We start from the raw sequence: 17,231 nt of genomic DNA on the forward strand, positions 1-17,231 counted from the left end.
TTTTTAACACAGTTCAAATTTACAAAAAATACATGATAAACTATAGTGTAAAATAAAGATTATCCTTGTAAGCGCTTTTTATAATAGTAAAATGCTGGAATCAATAACAGCAAAATAAGCGGCTGAATTAAAAAACGTCGTAAATTAAAAAAGAGGTAATAATCCTCCTGATCCGGATGAATTACAAAATAAAGAAAAAGTGCAATAAGAATTATGTAAGCAAACCCATAAATAATGGCCGAAAATTTAACAATACCAAAATCTTTAAACAACGCGAATAAAATACCTAAAGACAAAACAGTATTTAATAAATATCGCAGGCTGGTGAAGGCTGTTAATTTTAAAACTTCGCGTCTTGGTGAATCGATGTACAAATAATCATTTTGAAAAAACGTGAGAAATGGATCGTAGAATAGCTGCTCTTCATAAACCCGAATCAAAACGAGTAAAACACCTAAAAAACCGACGGATATATAGGATAATGCTTTATTCATTTTTTGGAAGCTATAAACGAAAACCGATTAACCCAAATTACCCAAAGCAAACAAACCATTCCATAAATAATAGCGGGAAAAATTACGGTGTGCAAAATATCTTTACGCCAAGGATAATGATATAAACCTATGGAAAGTATCACCACACGAACCAAATTGGCCACATAAAGTAAAACACTTCCTGCCAAAATATAAATGGCCGTAATTTTAAAGCGTCCCGAAAACCCTAGAATAAAGGAAATAAATAAAATTATGACGCTTATAGAATTGCAACCTTCAATAACCCGAGCTACAAATTTGTCATTAATTATAAGCTTCATAGAAGCTTCTTTAGGGTGCGGAATCACTTCTGAATTATAACCCAATGTTTCTAACATATCGGCGCTTTGTTGCGCTACCAAATGCGTCATATAATCCGGGTAATATTTTTCTCCCGTTGAAAGTTCTAAATAAAATGAATATGAAAAAGTTAACACCGCATAAACCACCAAAAATGTGATAATAAACTTCAATACGGACTTATATTTCACAAGTAATTTTTTCACTATAAATTTTTAAGGATTTCACTGTTAAAGTTATTCAAATTGTCTGTTAAAAATCACTGCAATTTAAATACTTTTACCGAAACTTTGATAACTAATGACACTTCAAGAATTAAAACCTGCTGTTACTGCTATTGTTGAGCAAACTGAAAAAACCGTAAACCAAAGACTATTAGAGGTTTGCGCTCTTTTAGAACATAGAGTTCCCTATTACAATTGGGTTGGTTTTTATTTTAAAAATGGCGATAAAAATGAACTAAAGCTAGGCCCTTACGTTGGTGAACCTACAGATCATGTAATTATTCCTTTTGGAAAAGGTATTTGCGGCCAAGTTGCTATTAGCAATAAAAATTTTGTGGTGCCGGACGTTTCTGCTCAAGATAACTATATTGCCTGTAGTATTACTGTTAAAGCTGAAATTGTCGTGCCAATTTTTGTCAATAATCAGAACATTGGACAAATTGATATCGATTCAAATACAGCAGATCCTTTCACAGATATGGACGAACGTTTTTTGGAGTTTGTATGTAAAAAAGCAGCTTCAATTTTATAGTTGTTAATAACTTCTTTTTTAAGTTGAAAAACAGTGGTGTTTTATGCAAAAACACAACCGCTTTTTTTAATGTATTTGCCTACTTTTGCACCCATAAAACAACACAACTGAAATGAATACTACAAAAACTATTAAATCGGCCTTAATTTCTGTTTTCAGTAAAGACGGATTAGCGCCTATTGTAAAAAAATTACACGAACAAAACGTTACTTTATATTCCACAGGTGGCACTGAGAAATTCATTAAGGATTTAGGCATTCCTGTTGTTCCTGTTGAAGATGTAACCTCCTACCCTTCTATTCTTGGTGGCCGCGTAAAAACATTACATCCTAAAGTTTTTGGTGGTATTTTAAACAGACAAAACAACGAAAGTGATGTGGCTGAATTAGAAGAATTCGGTATTCCTCAAATTGACCTGGTAATTGTAGATTTATATCCATTTGAAAAAACAGTCGCTTCGGGAGCTAGCGCCCAGGATATAATTGAAAAAATTGATATTGGCGGTATTTCTCTTATTCGAGCAGCCGCTAAAAATTACGCTGATGTAGTTTGTGTTGCTTCAGTTAACGATTACAAGGAATTTTTAGAATTATTAGAATCTAAAAATGGCGAAACATCTGAAGAAGACCGTAAACGTTTTGCGGCTAAATCTTTTAATGTTTCATCTCATTACGATTCGGCTATTTTTAATTATTTCAATCAAGATAAAGAAATAGCAAGTTTCAAATTAAGTGAAACGGATGGTCAAACATTGCGTTATGGCGAAAACCCACATCAAAAAGGTTATTTCTTTGGCGATTTTGATGCCATGTTCACCAAACTTCACGGAAAAGAATTAAGCTACAACAACTTATTAGATGTAGATGCTGCTGTGAATTTAATGAACGAATTTAAAGGTGAAGCACCAACGTTTGCTATTTTAAAACACAATAATGCTTGTGGTTTTGCACAAAGAGATACGGTGAAATCAGCGTATACAGATGCATTAGCTGGCGATCCAGTTTCGGCATTTGGTGGAATTTTAATTAGCAATTCGGAAATTGACGAATCAACAGCAAATGAAATTCATAGTTTATTTTGTGAAGTTGTCATTGCGCCTTCATATTCTGAAACCGCTTTAAACGTTTTAAAAGGTAAAAAGAATCGTATTTTATTAATTCAAAATGAAATTGAATTGCCAAAAACTACGGTTAGAACCTGTTTAAATGGTGTTTTAGTTCAAGATCGCGACGGTTTAACAGACAGCATTGAAAATTTAACCTATGCTACCAACAATAAACCAAATCAAAGTGAGTTAGAGGACTTGATATTTGCATCAAAAATCTGCAAGCATACCAAATCCAATACAATTGTGCTAGTTAAAAACAAACAATTATGTGCAAGTGGAACTGGACAAACAAGTCGTGTAGACGCTTTAAATCAAGCTATACATAAAGCACAATCTTTTAAATTCAATTTAAAAGGATCTGTTATGGCTAGTGATGCCTTTTTTCCGTTTCCAGATTGTGTTGAAATAGCAGATAACGTAGGGATTTCAGCAGTAATTCAACCAGGAGGATCTATAAAAGATGAATTAAGTGTGGACTATTGCAATGCTCATAATGTTTCTATGGTATTTACAGGAACACGTCATTTTAAACATTAAAATCCTCACTAAGGTGGGATATCATGAGAATCTCTCGGGAATCTCTTATAATATTTAAAGCCACTTTTCATCAGCATTTTCAGTTAGTGTGAAAAGTGGTTTAACAACAAGAAGTTGTAAGAAAATAATTATAAATAAAAAAAACTCAAAAAGAATACCAATCATAATAATTGCCTAAACTTTTATTACATTTACAAGAATTGATTAACAACCCTTTAATACACCTCTGAAACGCATGGGATTTTTTGACTTCTTAACCGAAGAAATTGCCATAGATTTGGGAACTGCAAACACACTAATTATTCACAATGATAAAGTAGTTGTAGACAGTCCATCTATTGTTGCACGCGATAGAATTTCTGGAAAAATAATTGCTGTTGGAAAAGAAGCCAGCTTAATGCAAGGTAAAACGCATGAAAACATAAAAACAGTTAGGCCACTGAAAGATGGTGTAATTGCGGATTTTGATGCCAGTGAACAAATGATTAGTATGTTCATTAAAAATATTCCTGCTTTAAAGAAAAAATTATTTCCGCCATCTTTGCGTATGGTTGTTTGTATTCCTTCAGGAATTACAGAGGTTGAAATGCGTGCTGTAAAAGAATCTTGTGAGCGTGTTAATGGTAAAGAAGTCTATTTAATACATGAACCTATGGCCGCGGCTATTGGTATTGGCGTAGATATTATGCAACCTAAAGGGAACATGATTGTTGATATAGGTGGTGGTACTACTGAAATTGCTGTCATAGCTTTAGGCGGCATTGTTTGTGATAAATCTGTTAAAATTGCAGGTGATGTTTTTACAAACGATATCATTTATTACATGCGTACACAACATAACTTATATGTGGGTGAACGTACAGCTGAAAAAATAAAAATTCAAATTGGTGCTGCTACTGAAGATTTAGAATTGCCTCCAGAAGACATGAGTGTTCAGGGTCGTGATTTACTAACTGGGAAGCCAAAACAAGTGCAAATTTCCTACCGTGAAATTGCTAAAGCATTAGATAAATCTATTTTACGAATTGAAGATGCTGTAATGGAAACATTATCTCAAACACCTCCAGAATTAGCTGCCGATATTTATAATACCGGTATTTATCTTGCAGGTGGAGGTTCTATGTTACGTGGTTTGGACAAGCGTTTGTCTCAAAAAACAGATTTACCAGTATATATTGCTGAAGATCCATTACGTGCCGTTGTTCGTGGAACAGGAATTACATTGAAGAATTTATCGAAATTTAAAAGCATTTTGATAAAATAGCCATTTAGGTCATGCAACAAATCATTAAATTCTTTTTAAGAAACAAAACTTTTTTGTTGTACTTATTCCTGCTTTCTATTGCCATTGTTTTCACCATTCAATCGCATTCATATCACAAAAGTAAATTTATAAACTCGGCTAATTTTGTTACGGGAGGCATTTATAATTCCACAAATAATTTGTCCATTTATTTTAGTTTAAAATCGCAAAATCTACTTCTACAGGAAGAAAATGCGCGTTTAAGCTCCATAGTTTATACACCTAATGACACCGTAAATGGTAGTTTCATTACAGACACAATCTATTCAGGCGTTAACTATAAATTTACGCCAGCACAGGTTATTAAAAATAGTTATTCAGCAACAAACAACGTGTTACTTATAAATCGTGGAAAACGTGATAGTTTAAAACAGGATTTCGGTGTTATTACTCAAAAAGGAATTTTAGGTATTGTAGACAGAACGAGTAATAAATTCGCAACCGTTTTATCTATTTTAAATACCAATATTAAAATTAGTGCTCAATTAAAAAACACCAATCATTTTGGATCTTTAATGTGGGATACTAAATCGCCTCAAGTTGTTCAATTACATGAAATTTCGAAAATTGCACCTTTAAAAAAGGGTGATACGATTGTTACTTCCGGACGTTCTATAATTTTCCCGAAAGGAATTCCTGTAGGAACCATTAAAGATTTCAGATTGGATTCTGCCGAAAATTTCTACACCGTAGACATTCAACTTTTTAATGATATGACCAACATAGAATATGTTTACATCATTGAAAACGTTGATAAAAGTGAGATAAATAGCCTTATAAAACCAAGCAATGAATAATACGGCAATCTCATTTAGCGTTCAGTTTATTGTGCTTATGCTAGCGCAAGTTTTGGTATTAAACCATATCAACTTTTTGGGACATATTAATCCGTATTTATACGTTTTGTTTATACTTTTATTTCCCATTAATAACAACCGTTTGGTTTTTCTGTTAATTAGTTTTGCTTTAGGGCTTGGTATCGACATTTTTTCAGATTCTGGAGGCGTACATGCTGCCGCCGCTTTAAGCATTGCTTTTATTAGACCAGTTGTGCTTAAGTTTTGTTTTGGCTCCGTTTATGAGCATCAAACTATCAAATTTAAAAATGTGGATTTTGGCGCGAAAGTTATTTATTTTATCATCTTAATCGTTATTCATCATTTTATACTTTTCGCGCTGGAAATTTTTAACTTAAGAGATATAATTTTAGTCCTTCAAAAAACGTTATTCTCAAGTATATTCACTATTATACTTTGTTTAATGGCAACCATCATATTCAGTAGAAAAACCTAATGCGACAATTTTTACTCTTTTTTATAATTATCCTTGTAGGTCTTACCTTTATTGGAAGACTCTTCTATTTGCAAGTTTATACAGCAGACGGCTACAATATTCTGGACGATAATGCCATTAGAAAGGTTTATGATTACCCAAAACGTGGCTTTGTTTATGACAGGGATAATAATCTTCTAGTAGGAAATCAGCCTTCTTATGATGTCATGGTTATTCCGCGTGAAGTTAAGCCGCTAGATACTTTAGAATTTTGTTCACTTTTAAAAATCACCAAAGAACAATTTATAAAAACCTATAAACGCGCTTATAACTATTCGCCCAGATTACCTTATGTTTTTGTAGCGCATCTTTCCAAAGAAGATTATGCCGTTTTACAAGAAAAAATGCGAAAGTATGAAGGTTTTTATATTCAAAAACGATTATTGCGTGATTATCATACAGCAGTGGGCGCCAACGTTTTAGGATTCATTGCAGAAGCGAGTCCAAGCCAAATTGAAGAAAACCCCTATTATAAAATGGGTGATTTAATTGGAAAACAAGGCGTGGAATTATCTTATGAAAAAGAACTGCGCGGTGTAAAAGGTATTAAATTCATTCAAAAAGATCGCTTCAACAGAGATATTGGCCCCTATCAAGATGGTGCTTTTGATACTATTCCGAAACCAGGAAAAGATATCACCATTACCATAAATCAAAAGCTGCAAGATTATGGTGAGTTATTAATGACCAATAAACGTGGAAGTATTGTAGCTATTGAACCTAGTACCGGAGAAATTTTAGCGCTTATTTCAGCCCCATCTTATGATCCTAATTTATTAGTAGGCAGAAAGCGTTCAGCGAATTACACCAAGTTATATCGGGACAGTGTGCATTTACCACTGATAGACAAAGGTCTGTTGCGGGTTCATGAGCCGGGTTCACCATTTAAAGTTATTGTTGCATTAACTGCTTTACAAGAAGGCGCCATTACACCACAAACTAACGTGTTTTGCTCGGGCGTTTATAGATACGGCCGTCGTGGAACTATGGGATGCCACTGTGGTGGAGGAAACCGCGATTTAATAACTGGTATTGCTAAATCCTGTAACTCCTATTTTGCAACGGTATATAGAAAAAGTGTCGATTTTTTTCCTAATGCTAGCAAATCCATGGACATTTGGAGCGACCATGTAAAAAGTTTTGGATTAGGGCAGTATTTAGGTACTGATTTACCTATCGGGAAAAAAGGAAATATTCCGGACGGTGCCTATTATGATAAATGGTATCCCGATTTTAATTGGGGTTCTACAACTATTATATCCAATTCCATTGGACAAGGTGAAATTTTAGTAACGCCCATTCATTTAGCCAATATGACTGCCGCAATAGCCAACAGAGGATTTTACTTTACACCTCATATTATAAAAAGTATTGAAAGTCAGGAAAAGGATCCGAAATTTACAACACCGAATTACACAACAATAGATAAAAAATATTTTGAACCCGTAGTTCAAGGCCTTTTTGATGTTTATGAAAACAATGGAACAGCCCGATCTTTGCGCGTTCCAGGGATAGAAATTTGTGGAAAAACAGGAACTGCCGAAAACTTTGCCATCATTCAAGGAAAGCGCACGCAGCTGTCCGATCACTCTTTATTTATTGCATTTGCCCCTAAAGATAACCCAACTATTGCCATTGCCGTATTTGTTGAAAATGGCCATTACGGTTCTACTTATGCTGGTAGAATAGCTAGTTTAATGATTGAGAAATATATCAATGATAACATTTCAAGAACCGATTTAGAAAACTGGATTTTAGCCCATAGTTTGGAAGATGAATACTTAAAACCTTTTTCTGGAACACCTTTCAAAATTAACAGAGAAGCTGGTTATCAAGTTATTTCTCCAGAAGAATTAGAAATATTAAAAAGCCAATTAGTTAAAAAGCTATAGTTTTTATGACAAGAGAGACCAATAGGTATTTTAAATTTGATTGGATTACCATCGTCTTGTTTTTGATGTTAACCGGTTTTGGTTGGATGAATATTTTGTCCGCTTCTCATATGGGCGACACCATTGATTATACCGATTTTTCGCAACCATACGGCAAGCAACTTTTGTTTATTTGTTTAACCGTAGGGCTAATTGTCATTATCCTTTCATTAGAATCGAAATTCTATGAACGTTTTTCCAGTGTCATTTACATTATCTCCATGCTTTCCATGTTGGGTTTATTTGTATTTGGGAAAAATGTAAATGGCGCCACTGCTTGGTATGGAATAGGCGGCATGACCATACAACCTAGTGAATTTGCCAAAGCGGCCACAGCTCTTGCCATAGCCAAACATTTAAGCGATTTACACACGGATTTAAAGCTCTTTAAAGATCAAATTAAAGCCTTTATCATTATAGCTATTCCAGCAGTTTTAATATTGCTACAAAATGACACGGGAAGTGCCATTGTTTACGTGGCATTCATTTTCGTTTTTTATAGAGAAAATCTACCTAAAGCATACTTGGTTTTTGGCGTTCTTTTAACCTTAATTACTTTGAGTTCCTTGAAGTTTGGAGACATAGCTACGAGCATCGTGGTTGTCATTTCTATTCTAACTTATCATTTTACTAGACGTAAAAAACCAGCGATTTTAAAAACGCTTTTAGCCTTAATTGCTTGTGTAATTTTAAGCTTTGGTGTTGATTTTTTATATGATAATATTCTGCAAATCCATCAAAAAGATCGGATTAGCTTATGGTTAAGACTAGAAAAAGATCCATTGAAATTGCAAGAAATGCAGCGCGATATTTTGTATAATTTATACGAATCTGAAAAGGCTATTAGTTCGGGCGGATTAACTGGAAAAGGCTATTTGCAAGGCACTAGAACAACAGGTAAATTTGTTCCGGAACAACATACAGATTACATTTTTAGTACCGTTGGTGAAGAATGGGGTTTTGCGGGAACTGTTTTCGTGGTGGTAGCTTTTGTGCTACTCTTGCTGCGTATTCTGCATTTGGCAGAACTTCAAAAGCTACAATTTAGTCGGGTTTATGGTTATAGCGTTGCGGCCATTTTATTTTTCCATTTCTTAATTAATATAGGAATGGTTATGGGCTTAATTCCCACCATTGGTATACCACTTCCATTTTTTAGTTACGGTGGCTCTGGACTTTGGGGTTTCACTATTTTATTGTTTATTTTCATAAAATTAGACTCCAACCGGATTAATGAGTGGTAATAATTTATCATTTCAATTATTCTCTTAAAATTCGCCCAAACTACCAATAATAAATGGTGAATTTAATAACCTAAAATCTTTCATACCTTTTAAGCAAATTAGCTATTCTTAACTTGTTTCCGCTTCCTTACACTTATTAATAAAAACCCATCTAAAGCATTCAAATCCCATAAGACAATGTTTTCTAGGTGATTAAAAATAATTTAATTTGTCGTTTTAATTATTTTATCAATTAAATATGTATCTTTAATTTCCATCCGATAGTTTTCAGAATAGCAAAAGTTAAATATTACTTGTAATATTCATAATCGTTTTAATAATCTTTAAATGTAGGTTCCTATGAGAAAACTTTTACTATTTGCGTTGTGTTTGCTATGTTTTACTTTTGCAAAAGCTCAAGATGAAGAAGAGCAACCTGATTACTCACCATTTGATGACGGTAAGTTTTTACCAGATAAAATTCAGAATCCTCTTGCCAATATAGTTAATTTACCTATTAGCTATCAGCTCTCTTTTGGAGATGATTACGCAAATGTCTTAAATCTAGAACCCAGCATTCCCATTCTTATAACTAAAAAGTGGATGATGGTAACAGAAACAATTATTCCCATTTTGAGCATGCCCACAGTATCCGGTTATAATAGTGGACTTGGAAATATTCGTTTTATTACCAGCTTGACCACGGTTAAACAAACCGGCTTTAGTTGGGGAATTGGTCCGGCATTTATGCTTCCCGCAGTTAAAGAGTCATTAGGAAATAACAAGTTTTCTATTGGACCTTCTTTAGTGGCTTTAAAACAAACATATGGTTTCACCTACGGATTAGCAGTTCAGAATTATTTTTCAGTGGTAGGTTCTAGTACTAAAGCAGATGTTAATATCTTATATGCTGAAATTATCCTATCTAAAACCTTTTCAAAAGATTGGTATGTATACTCGAATCCACAAATTACAGCGGATTGGAATGCAGATAGTGACAATCAATGGACGGTTCCTTTAGGTCTTGGAATTGGCAAGTTGGTTAACCATCGGTATCTGCCACTCAATTTAAAAGCTGGTTTTTACCGATACATTGCAAACCCTATGGATGCAGATTGGTTAATACAAGCGCAGGTTTCGTTCTTAATAAACACAAAATAACGCCTAATTAATAATCGTCTTAAACCCATACATTCAAAGAATTAACTGGCTTAAAAATGGGAGAAAAGGTTTAGACCTTCCTCCTATTTTTTAAGATCTAATTTTTCAGCAAAATAATCGCAGAAATCTTTCATGGTAGCCGTCATTTTATCATCTTGAGTGGCTCTACTAAACGTATCGCTCATGGCTACTAAAGTTTGGTGAAAGAATATTTTCATTTCATCAACAGGCATATCCTTCGTCCATAAATCAATACGAAGTGATTCTTGCTTATTACTGTCCCAAACAGATAATAACATGGCTTTTGCCTCTTCGTTATCAATTCCGCCATCTGGTGCTGTCCAATTTAATTTTTCAGGAACACGGTTTTCATCTAATTCAACATGAAGTTCTATGGTTGATTTTATGTTAGCCATTATCTTTCGGTTTATATTTACTATTATTAAAAATTTCTAAAGGTTCTGTGGAAAGCATCTTTTTTAAAGACACCGCGTTATTATCCATATAGGATTTCACTATTTGCCAGCCCATATATTGTCCAATTCTACCTGGCGATTCATTATCTACTTGCTCTAAATAAAATTTAGAAAATGGCGCTGGGTTAATAAAACGTGATGGTAATTTGGCATTGGTATCATAAAGTAATTCTTCACCTATAAAATGATTCCATATAAACCATTCATTTTCTTGAGACCATTGGATTTGTGCATTTGTATAACCAATTTTTTCAGCATCGCTTACAAATGGAATCATCATGTCTTTAAAATAAAGCTGCTTCCCGTAATAAATCATTTCATCCAGTAAGCTTTTTCTAGCAGATTGAAAAATATATTTTTCGGCATAAGCGCCTGCCAAATCCACAACAATTTGATTCCTTTCAAAATTAGTCTTTAAATAATTCTGGATGCCTAAATAAAATTCATGATCCTTTCCTAAATACGTATCAATGGAAATTAAAACGATAGTATCCGTTGCAATAACTTTATTCCTATAATCTACATTAGAAGTGGATGTGATGACGCGAGGCGTTTTAAATTCAGGAAAATAGTATTTCAGATGTTGAAAAAGTTTTAATATATCATCTTTCTCGGCGCTAAAATCTTTAAAAACACGACTGGTTTCCGCCATTAATTGCTGCTGCAAAGTGTCTTGCATTCGGGCTTCCCAAAATTCATCTGGATATTGTTCCGGAAACATAAAAGGATAAACTTCCTTTAATTTCGGCAAGTTAGCCGGAGTAGCTTGAGCGAATGCTTCGTCAAAACGTTCTACTGAAAAATTAATATCAACTTTTTCAATATCTTTTTCCAATTGACTCTCTTGACCACAAGAAAACAAACAGAAAATGACAAGAAGATTCACTAAATATTTCATAATAAACTTATCTGTCGTTAATTTTTATTAATTTAACGATTACGCTATTTTTGTGCTGCAAAGGTACATCACTTTGTTTAAAAAATCCATTAAAATGCAAACAGAAAAAATTGTCAATCATATTGTATCATGGCTTACTAGCTATGCTGGTAACGCTAAAGTTAATGGTTTTGTTGTGGGTATTTCTGGCGGCATTGACTCGGCAGTGGCATCCATTCTTTGTGCAAAAACAGGATTGGACGTTCTATGTATTGAAATGCCCATTCACCAAGCAGAAACTCATGTATCCCGAGCCAAAGAGCATATACGTTTTTTAAAACATAATTTTCCAAATGTCCGTGATACTCAAACCAATTTAACCCCTGTATTTGAAACATTTAAAAGTGCGGTTTCATTAAGTGGCGAGAAAGAGATTATTGACATGGCTTTAGCCAACACGCGCGCACGTTTGCGCATGACGACATTATATTATCACGCTGGAATAGATAAATTATTGGTGGCTGGAACTGGTAATAAAGTTGAGGATTTTGGCGTCGGTTTTTACACGAAATATGGTGATGGTGGTGTAGATTTAAGTCCGTTAGCTGATTTAATGAAATCTGAAGTTTATACTATTGGAAAATATCTAGAAGTGCCGGATTCTATTATTAACGCGGCACCAAGTGATGGTTTATTTGGCGATTCTCGAAGTGACGAAGATCAAATTGGTGCTTCTTATCCAGAATTAGAATGGGCCATGAATATGATGGAATCTGGTAAAAAAGCCGAAGAATTTGAAGGCAGAGAACACGAAGTCTTTTTAATATTTCAAAAATTAAACAAAGCTAACAAACACAAAATGAATCCAATACCTATTTGTGAAATTCCAAAAATTTTAAGATAATAGTTCAGAATCTACTAATAATTATATATATTTACAATACACTCTCAACAATAGCATTGCCTCAACAGTATTAATTTCAAAACGTTATTATTATGATAAAACTGTTGGTAGTTGACAACCATCCTATAGTTAGAAAAGGTCTCGAGTTATTATTTGTTACTTCTCCTCAAATTCAAGTGGTTGGAGGTGTTAATAATGGCGAAGCTATTTTCGACTTCTTAAAGCAAAATTCAGTAGATATTATTTTAAGTGAAATAGATTTACCCAAACTGAATGGCATTACAGCGTTACGGCGTTTGCGTAAAGAATTTCCGCATGTTAAAACCATTATCTTTAGCGCACAGCCCGAAGAAATTTATGCTATAAACACGATAAAATCTGGTGCTGAAGGCTATTTGATGAAGACGGCAGACATCATGACTATTAAAGAAGCTATTTTAAAAGTTTCTGAAGGTAAGGTCTATTTAAGTGATGAAATTGCTGAACAGATGTATAATAAAAAACGCTCCAGCAGAACGGGATCTTATTATAAGAAACTTTCAACTCGAGAAATTGAAGTTTTAAAACTATTAGCTTCCGGTAGAAAAAATAAGGAAATCGCCATAGAACTAGATATTAATGAAAAAACAGTGAGCACATACAAAGCGCGCCTCATGAAAAAATTAAATGTCAGTAATATTGTGGATTTAATTAGCCGAGCTAAATTATTAGAATTATAAAACACGATTGAGTTTTCTAGAAAGCAACATTTTCAATCCCGAGTAATCTTTTACTTCCTCCAAAACATTGCGATTGGTATCCGCTATATTATTCAGAGTTTCTTGTTGAAATTCTCGAACCTTCAAATCTATTAAGTAACAACGTAAACTTAAAATAGTTTCACTCACCAATTGTGCAATAGTTGAATTTTTAGATTTTGGAAAAATATTTTGGCGTTCCCAATCTGATAAAGAATAACGTTCATCTTCCATTAAAATGGTGGTTATTTCCATAGCCATTTTGGGTTCTACGGTATTGACTATATTCTCAATTAAAAAATCTGGATTTTGATTTAATGCATCTATAATGGTATAATATAAATCTCGAAAAGTTTCGTTAGTAAACTGCATTTCGTCTTCCTGTAAATCCAGATATATTTTCTCAAATACTTTTGCTTGATGCTTTATAGGTTCTAAAATGAGCTCATTAGTATCACTTTCTTTCAAAATTAAATCTTCAAAATCTTCCGTTTTTGAACCGTATAATAATAGAATTTGAATTATTTTTCGCTCTAATTCATACTGAACATCTACTTTTTGTGTGCCCTGCTCTTGATTTTTTATAACCTGGAACGCTTTATGTTCTTGATTGGATTGCTTGTTTGTTTCTTGAGATTCTTTTTTGGTTATTTGGGCTAAAGTACTGAACAAAACTTCCTCACTAATATCCATAATGCGCGCACATTCTTGAATATAGATTTCTGTTTTAATACGATCTGGAATTTTAGCAATACTATTTACAATATCTCGGATAGTTTCGGCCTTTTTAATAGGATCGTTTTTGGATTCTTTCACCAAAAGAGACGCCTTAAACTGAATAAAATCTTGAGACTTATCTTCAAGGTAAGTTGAAATTTCTTCCAAAGTATTTTTCCTGGCAAAACTATCAGGGTCATCGCCTTCGGGAAATGTACAAACCTTAACGTTCATGCCTTGTTCCAAAATTAAATCTATCCCACGTAAAGAAGCTCGTAATCCTGCAGCATCACCATCAAACAGCACAGTGATATTTTTGGTTAAGCGGTTTATTAATCGAATTTGCTCTGGAGTTAAAGCAGTTCCAGACGATGAAACTACGTTTTTAACACCCCTTTGATGAAATTGAATAACATCCGTATAACCTTCCACTAAATAGCAATTATCTTCTTTCGCAATACTTTGCTTCGCATGAAAAATACCATAAAGCACTTTGCTTTTATGATAAAGATCACTTTCTGGCGAGTTTAAATATTTGGCTGCTTTTTTATCCGTAATTAAAATCCGACCACCGAAACCTAAAACACGACCACTCATACTCTGAATAGGAAACATGACGCGTCCTTTAAAACGGTCAAATCTTTTTTCGCCTTTCACAATGGTTAAGCCTGTTTTCTCAAGAAATTCCAGCTGATAGCCTTTTTTTAAAGCTTCGTCAGTAAAGGCTTGCCATTCATCGAGTGAATAGCCTAAATCAAACTTTTTAATGGTTTCTGTTGTAAAACCACGTTCTTTAAAATAACTCAAACCTATAGCTTTTCCAGGATCTGTTTTATGCAGAATATTTTGAAAATAGGTACTGGCAAACTCACTTACTAAATACAAACTCTCACGCTCATCAGCCTGATCCTTCTCTTCATTGGACTGCAGCGTTTCTTCAATTTCAATATTGTACTTTTTAGCTAGATATTTAATAGCTTCTGGATACGTAAAATGCTCATGTTCCATTAAAAAAGCAACCGCATTCCCACCTTTTCCACTAGAGAAATCTTTCCAAATTTGTTTTACGGGAGACACCATAAAACTCGGTGAACGCTCATCACTAAAAGGACTCAAGCCTTTATAATTACTTCCAGATTTTTTCAATTGTACGAAATCGCCAATAACCTCTTCAACACGAGAGGTTTCAAAAACTTGATCTATGGTAGATTTTGAAATCAAAAAAATATAGTTTTAAAGGTTAGAACACAAACGTAATGCAAATATAGGTTTAATGCTGAAATATGTTAAATCCATACCAAGGAATAGTAAAACATTTACACTTTTAATTATCTTAAAACAATAAACAGGATTAGAGTCCTTTCCTAGCAAGGAAAATAGAATATTTACAAATCAGGAATATAGAATTTAATAGATGTAGGCATTTGATTTGGCCTTTAAAAACACTAAATTCGTTATCCTATTTTTTTAAAATTATAAAGCAGATATTATATGAAAACACGTTTAAATTGGTTCGTTTTTGGCATGCTCTCATTATTGAGTATAACTATAGCGAACGCTCAAGAAAAAGCCGTACCCGTTTTTACAGATGGGGAAGCACAAATAGTAGAAGCATTCAGCAATCCTGACGATTGGATTCGCCATGATTTATGGGTAGAAACCACATTTGATACTGATGGCGATGGAAAACTAGATCGGATGCATGTAGATGTTACGCGTCCAAAACAAACAGATACCGAAGGATTAAAACTGCCTATAGTTTATGAATCTAGCCCCTATTATGCTGGCGTAGCTGGTGATGCTGATGGACTTTTTTGGGACGTTAATCATGAACTGGGTGAAGTTGAAAAACCAAGAACGCATGTAGAAGTTGTAAGAACTGGCGAGCGACCAATTATTTCTAATTCACAAATACGTACTTGGGTTCCTCGTGGTTATATTGTTGTACATTCTTCATCTCCAGGAACAGGTTTATCTCAAGGTGCGCCTACAGTTGGTGGAATTAACGAATCTTTAGCGCCAAAAGCGGTTATTGATTGGTTAAACGGCCGCGCTAAAGGTTATACAACACCAGATGGTGACGAGGCTGTTGAAGCATTCTGGAGTACTGGAAAAGTTGGTATGACAGGAACGTCTTATAATGGAACCATTCCATTGGCTGCTGCAACTACGGGTGTTGAAGGCTTGGAAGCCATTATTCCAATTGCACCAAACACCTCTTATTATCATTACTACCGATCAAACGGTTTGGTACGTTCACCAGGCGGCTATTTAGGTGAAGATATTGATGTTTTATATGATTTTATTCATAGTGGTGACGAATCTAAACGTGCTTATAATAATAAAACAGTTCGAGATACCGAAATGAAAAATGGTCTAGATCGTTTAACTGGCGATTATAATGATTTTTGGGCTGGACGTGATTATTTGAATCAAATGAAACCTATGAAAGCGGCCTTATTAATGTCTCATGGTTTTAATGACTGGAATGTGATGCCAGAGCATAGTTACCGAATTTATAAAGCAGCTAAAGAACAAGGCTTGCCATCTCAAATTTATTATCACCAATTTGGTCATGGTGGACCACCACCAATGTCTATGATGAACCGTTGGTTTACACATTATTTACATGGCGTAGATAACGGCGTTGAAAATGATGCAAAAGCTTGGATTGTTCGTGAAAATGATAATATGCAAAAACCAACTGCCTATAAAGATTATCCAAATCCTGATGCTAAACAAGTAGTCATGTATTTAGGAAAAGGCGGTATGATTGCAGGTAACTTACAAGCCAATAAAGATAAAAAACAAGGCAAAGAAGTTTTAGTGGATGATGCTACTATTTCGGGTAACGATTTAGCACAAGCCGAAAAGTCTAAAAATCGTTTATTATATGTATCACCTATTTTAACTGAAGATTTACATATTTCGGGTGTTCCACAAATTTCGGTAACATTAGCAAGTAGCAAGCCTGCCGCCAATTTATCCGTTTGGTTGGTGTCATTGCCTTGGAACTCTGAAAAAGGAACAAAAATAACCGAAAATATTATTACGCGTGGTTGGGCAGATCCGCAAAACCATAAATCAATTAGCGAAAGTGAACCATTAAAACCCGGTAAATTTTATACCGTAACTTTTGATTTACAACCGGATGATCAAGTTATTCCTAAAGGTCAGCAAATTGGATTAATGATTTTCTCTAGTGATAGTCAATTTACAATTCTACCTAAACCAGGAACGGAATTAACTATAGATTTAGACAAAACAACTTTACAACTGCCAATTGTTGGCGGCGAAGAAGCTTTGAAAAAAGCAACAAAATAATAAGACACAAAA

16 protein-coding genes are annotated in these 17,231 nt (G+C 34.1%); 11 read left to right on the forward strand and 5 right to left on the reverse strand.

The window, feature by feature from the left end:
* Positions 1 to 59 precede the first annotated feature (59 nt).
* The gene (locus tag ES674_RS00170; RefSeq protein WP_148401969.1) at positions 60 to 494 is read right to left on the reverse strand and encodes an exosortase F system-associated membrane protein; all 435 of its coding nucleotides are present in this window, start codon (positions 492 to 494) and stop codon (positions 60 to 62) included.
* Positions 491 to 1,039, reverse strand: coding sequence for an exosortase family protein XrtF (gene xrtF, locus ES674_RS00175; protein ID WP_148401970.1), 549 nt, complete (start codon positions 1,037 to 1,039; stop codon positions 491 to 493). The genes ES674_RS00170 and xrtF overlap by 4 nt, the downstream gene beginning before the upstream one ends.
* 94 nt (positions 1,040 to 1,133) lie before the next feature.
* On the opposite strand from xrtF, the gene ES674_RS00180 reads away from it, so the two are divergent.
* The 8 genes from ES674_RS00180 to ES674_RS00215 all read left to right on the forward strand — a co-directional run bounded on the left by ES674_RS00180 (position 1,134) and on the right by ES674_RS00215 (position 10,184).
* Positions 1,134 to 1,589, forward strand: a complete 456-nt coding sequence (locus ES674_RS00180) for a GAF domain-containing protein (protein ID WP_148401971.1) — start codon at positions 1,134 to 1,136, stop codon at positions 1,587 to 1,589.
* 112 nt (positions 1,590 to 1,701) lie between these two features.
* Positions 1,702 to 3,234, forward strand: a complete 1,533-nt coding sequence (gene purH / locus ES674_RS00185; protein ID WP_148401972.1) for a bifunctional phosphoribosylaminoimidazolecarboxamide formyltransferase/IMP cyclohydrolase — start codon at positions 1,702 to 1,704, stop codon at positions 3,232 to 3,234.
* Between the two features lie 235 nt (positions 3,235 to 3,469).
* On the forward strand, positions 3,470 to 4,498 hold the full coding sequence (locus ES674_RS00190) for a rod shape-determining protein (RefSeq protein WP_008637113.1): 1,029 nt from the start codon (positions 3,470 to 3,472) through the stop codon (positions 4,496 to 4,498).
* An 11-nt stretch (positions 4,499 to 4,509) separates the two neighbouring features.
* Entirely contained in the window at positions 4,510 to 5,334 is an 825-nt protein-coding gene (gene mreC / locus ES674_RS00195; protein WP_148401973.1) for a rod shape-determining protein MreC, read from the forward strand.
* Complete coding sequence (locus ES674_RS00200; RefSeq protein WP_148401974.1) at positions 5,327 to 5,830, forward strand: rod shape-determining protein MreD; 504 nt, start codon at positions 5,327 to 5,329, stop codon at positions 5,828 to 5,830. The genes mreC and ES674_RS00200 overlap by 8 nt, the downstream gene beginning before the upstream one ends.
* Complete coding sequence (gene mrdA / locus ES674_RS00205) at positions 5,830 to 7,761, forward strand: penicillin-binding protein 2 (RefSeq protein ID WP_148401975.1); 1,932 nt, start codon at positions 5,830 to 5,832, stop codon at positions 7,759 to 7,761. Before ES674_RS00200 ends, mrdA begins: the two co-directional genes overlap by 1 nt.
* A gap of 5 nt (positions 7,762 to 7,766) precedes the next feature.
* Positions 7,767 to 9,044, forward strand: coding sequence for a rod shape-determining protein RodA (rodA, locus tag ES674_RS00210; RefSeq protein WP_148401976.1), 1,278 nt, complete (start codon positions 7,767 to 7,769; stop codon positions 9,042 to 9,044).
* Positions 9,045 to 9,383: 339 nt separating this feature from the next.
* Positions 9,384 to 10,184 carry a neuromedin U gene (locus ES674_RS00215; RefSeq protein ID WP_148401977.1) on the forward strand — a complete coding sequence of 267 codons (801 nt, stop codon included), beginning with the start codon at positions 9,384 to 9,386 and terminating at the stop codon, positions 10,182 to 10,184.
* An 83-nt stretch (positions 10,185 to 10,267) separates the two neighbouring features.
* On the opposite strand, the gene gldC is transcribed toward ES674_RS00215, so the two are convergent.
* Together gldC and gldB are read right to left on the reverse strand one after the other, a co-directional pair.
* Positions 10,268 to 10,600 carry a gliding motility protein GldC gene (gldC, locus tag ES674_RS00220; RefSeq protein WP_148401978.1) on the reverse strand — a complete coding sequence of 111 codons (333 nt, stop codon included), beginning with the start codon at positions 10,598 to 10,600 and terminating at the stop codon, positions 10,268 to 10,270.
* The gene (gene gldB, locus ES674_RS00225; RefSeq protein WP_148401979.1) at positions 10,593 to 11,558 is read right to left on the reverse strand and encodes a gliding motility lipoprotein GldB; all 966 of its coding nucleotides are present in this window, start codon (positions 11,556 to 11,558) and stop codon (positions 10,593 to 10,595) included. Before gldB ends, gldC begins: the two co-directional genes overlap by 8 nt.
* A 94-nt stretch (positions 11,559 to 11,652) precedes the next feature.
* Between gldB and nadE the strand changes: the two genes are divergently transcribed.
* On the forward strand, positions 11,653 to 12,441 hold the full coding sequence (gene nadE / locus ES674_RS00230) for an NAD(+) synthase (RefSeq protein WP_148401980.1): 789 nt from the start codon (positions 11,653 to 11,655) through the stop codon (positions 12,439 to 12,441).
* 92 nt (positions 12,442 to 12,533) lie between these two features.
* Complete coding sequence (locus ES674_RS00235; RefSeq protein ID WP_148401981.1) at positions 12,534 to 13,160, forward strand: response regulator; 627 nt, start codon at positions 12,534 to 12,536, stop codon at positions 13,158 to 13,160.
* On the opposite strand, the gene dnaG is transcribed toward ES674_RS00235, so the two are convergent.
* Complete coding sequence (dnaG, locus tag ES674_RS00240; protein WP_148401982.1) at positions 13,155 to 15,116, reverse strand: DNA primase; 1,962 nt, start codon at positions 15,114 to 15,116, stop codon at positions 13,155 to 13,157. The two genes, ES674_RS00235 and dnaG, sit on opposite strands and share 6 nt — an antisense overlap.
* A 303-nt stretch (positions 15,117 to 15,419) precedes the next feature.
* On the opposite strand from dnaG, the gene ES674_RS00245 reads away from it, so the two are divergent.
* Entirely contained in the window at positions 15,420 to 17,219 is a 1,800-nt protein-coding gene (locus ES674_RS00245) for a Xaa-Pro dipeptidyl-peptidase (protein WP_246125998.1), read from the forward strand.
* Positions 17,220 to 17,231: the final 12 nt, after the last annotated feature.

Source organism: Bizionia myxarmorum (genome assembly GCF_008086205.1).
GTDB classification, from domain to species: domain Bacteria; phylum Bacteroidota; class Bacteroidia; order Flavobacteriales; family Flavobacteriaceae; genus Algorimicrobium; species Algorimicrobium myxarmorum.

Bases quoted from the DNA above. Each gene is read 5' to 3' on its own strand.
- ES674_RS00170 (WP_148401969.1), bottom strand. From the start codon at position 494: ATGAATAAAGCATTATCCTATATATCCGTCGGTTTTTTAGGTGTTTTA.
- ES674_RS00180 (WP_148401971.1), top strand. From the start codon at position 1,134: ATGACACTTCAAGAATTAAAACCTGCTGTTACTGCTATTGTTGAGCAA.
- purH (WP_148401972.1), top strand. From the start codon at position 1,702: ATGAATACTACAAAAACTATTAAATCGGCCTTAATTTCTGTTTTCAGT.
- ES674_RS00190 (WP_008637113.1), top strand. From the start codon at position 3,470: ATGGGATTTTTTGACTTCTTAACCGAAGAAATTGCCATAGATTTGGGA.
- mreC (WP_148401973.1), top strand. From the start codon at position 4,510: ATGCAACAAATCATTAAATTCTTTTTAAGAAACAAAACTTTTTTGTTG.
- ES674_RS00200 (WP_148401974.1), top strand. From the start codon at position 5,327: ATGAATAATACGGCAATCTCATTTAGCGTTCAGTTTATTGTGCTTATG.
- mrdA (WP_148401975.1), top strand. From the start codon at position 5,830: ATGCGACAATTTTTACTCTTTTTTATAATTATCCTTGTAGGTCTTACC.
- rodA (WP_148401976.1), top strand. From the start codon at position 7,767: ATGACAAGAGAGACCAATAGGTATTTTAAATTTGATTGGATTACCATC.
- ES674_RS00215 (WP_148401977.1), top strand. From the start codon at position 9,384: ATGAGAAAACTTTTACTATTTGCGTTGTGTTTGCTATGTTTTACTTTT.
- gldC (WP_148401978.1), bottom strand. From the start codon at position 10,600: ATGGCTAACATAAAATCAACCATAGAACTTCATGTTGAATTAGATGAA.
- gldB (WP_148401979.1), bottom strand. From the start codon at position 11,558: ATGAAATATTTAGTGAATCTTCTTGTCATTTTCTGTTTGTTTTCTTGT.
- nadE (WP_148401980.1), top strand. From the start codon at position 11,653: ATGCAAACAGAAAAAATTGTCAATCATATTGTATCATGGCTTACTAGC.
- ES674_RS00235 (WP_148401981.1), top strand. From the start codon at position 12,534: ATGATAAAACTGTTGGTAGTTGACAACCATCCTATAGTTAGAAAAGGT.
- ES674_RS00245 (WP_246125998.1), top strand. From the start codon at position 15,420: ATGCTCTCATTATTGAGTATAACTATAGCGAACGCTCAAGAAAAAGCC.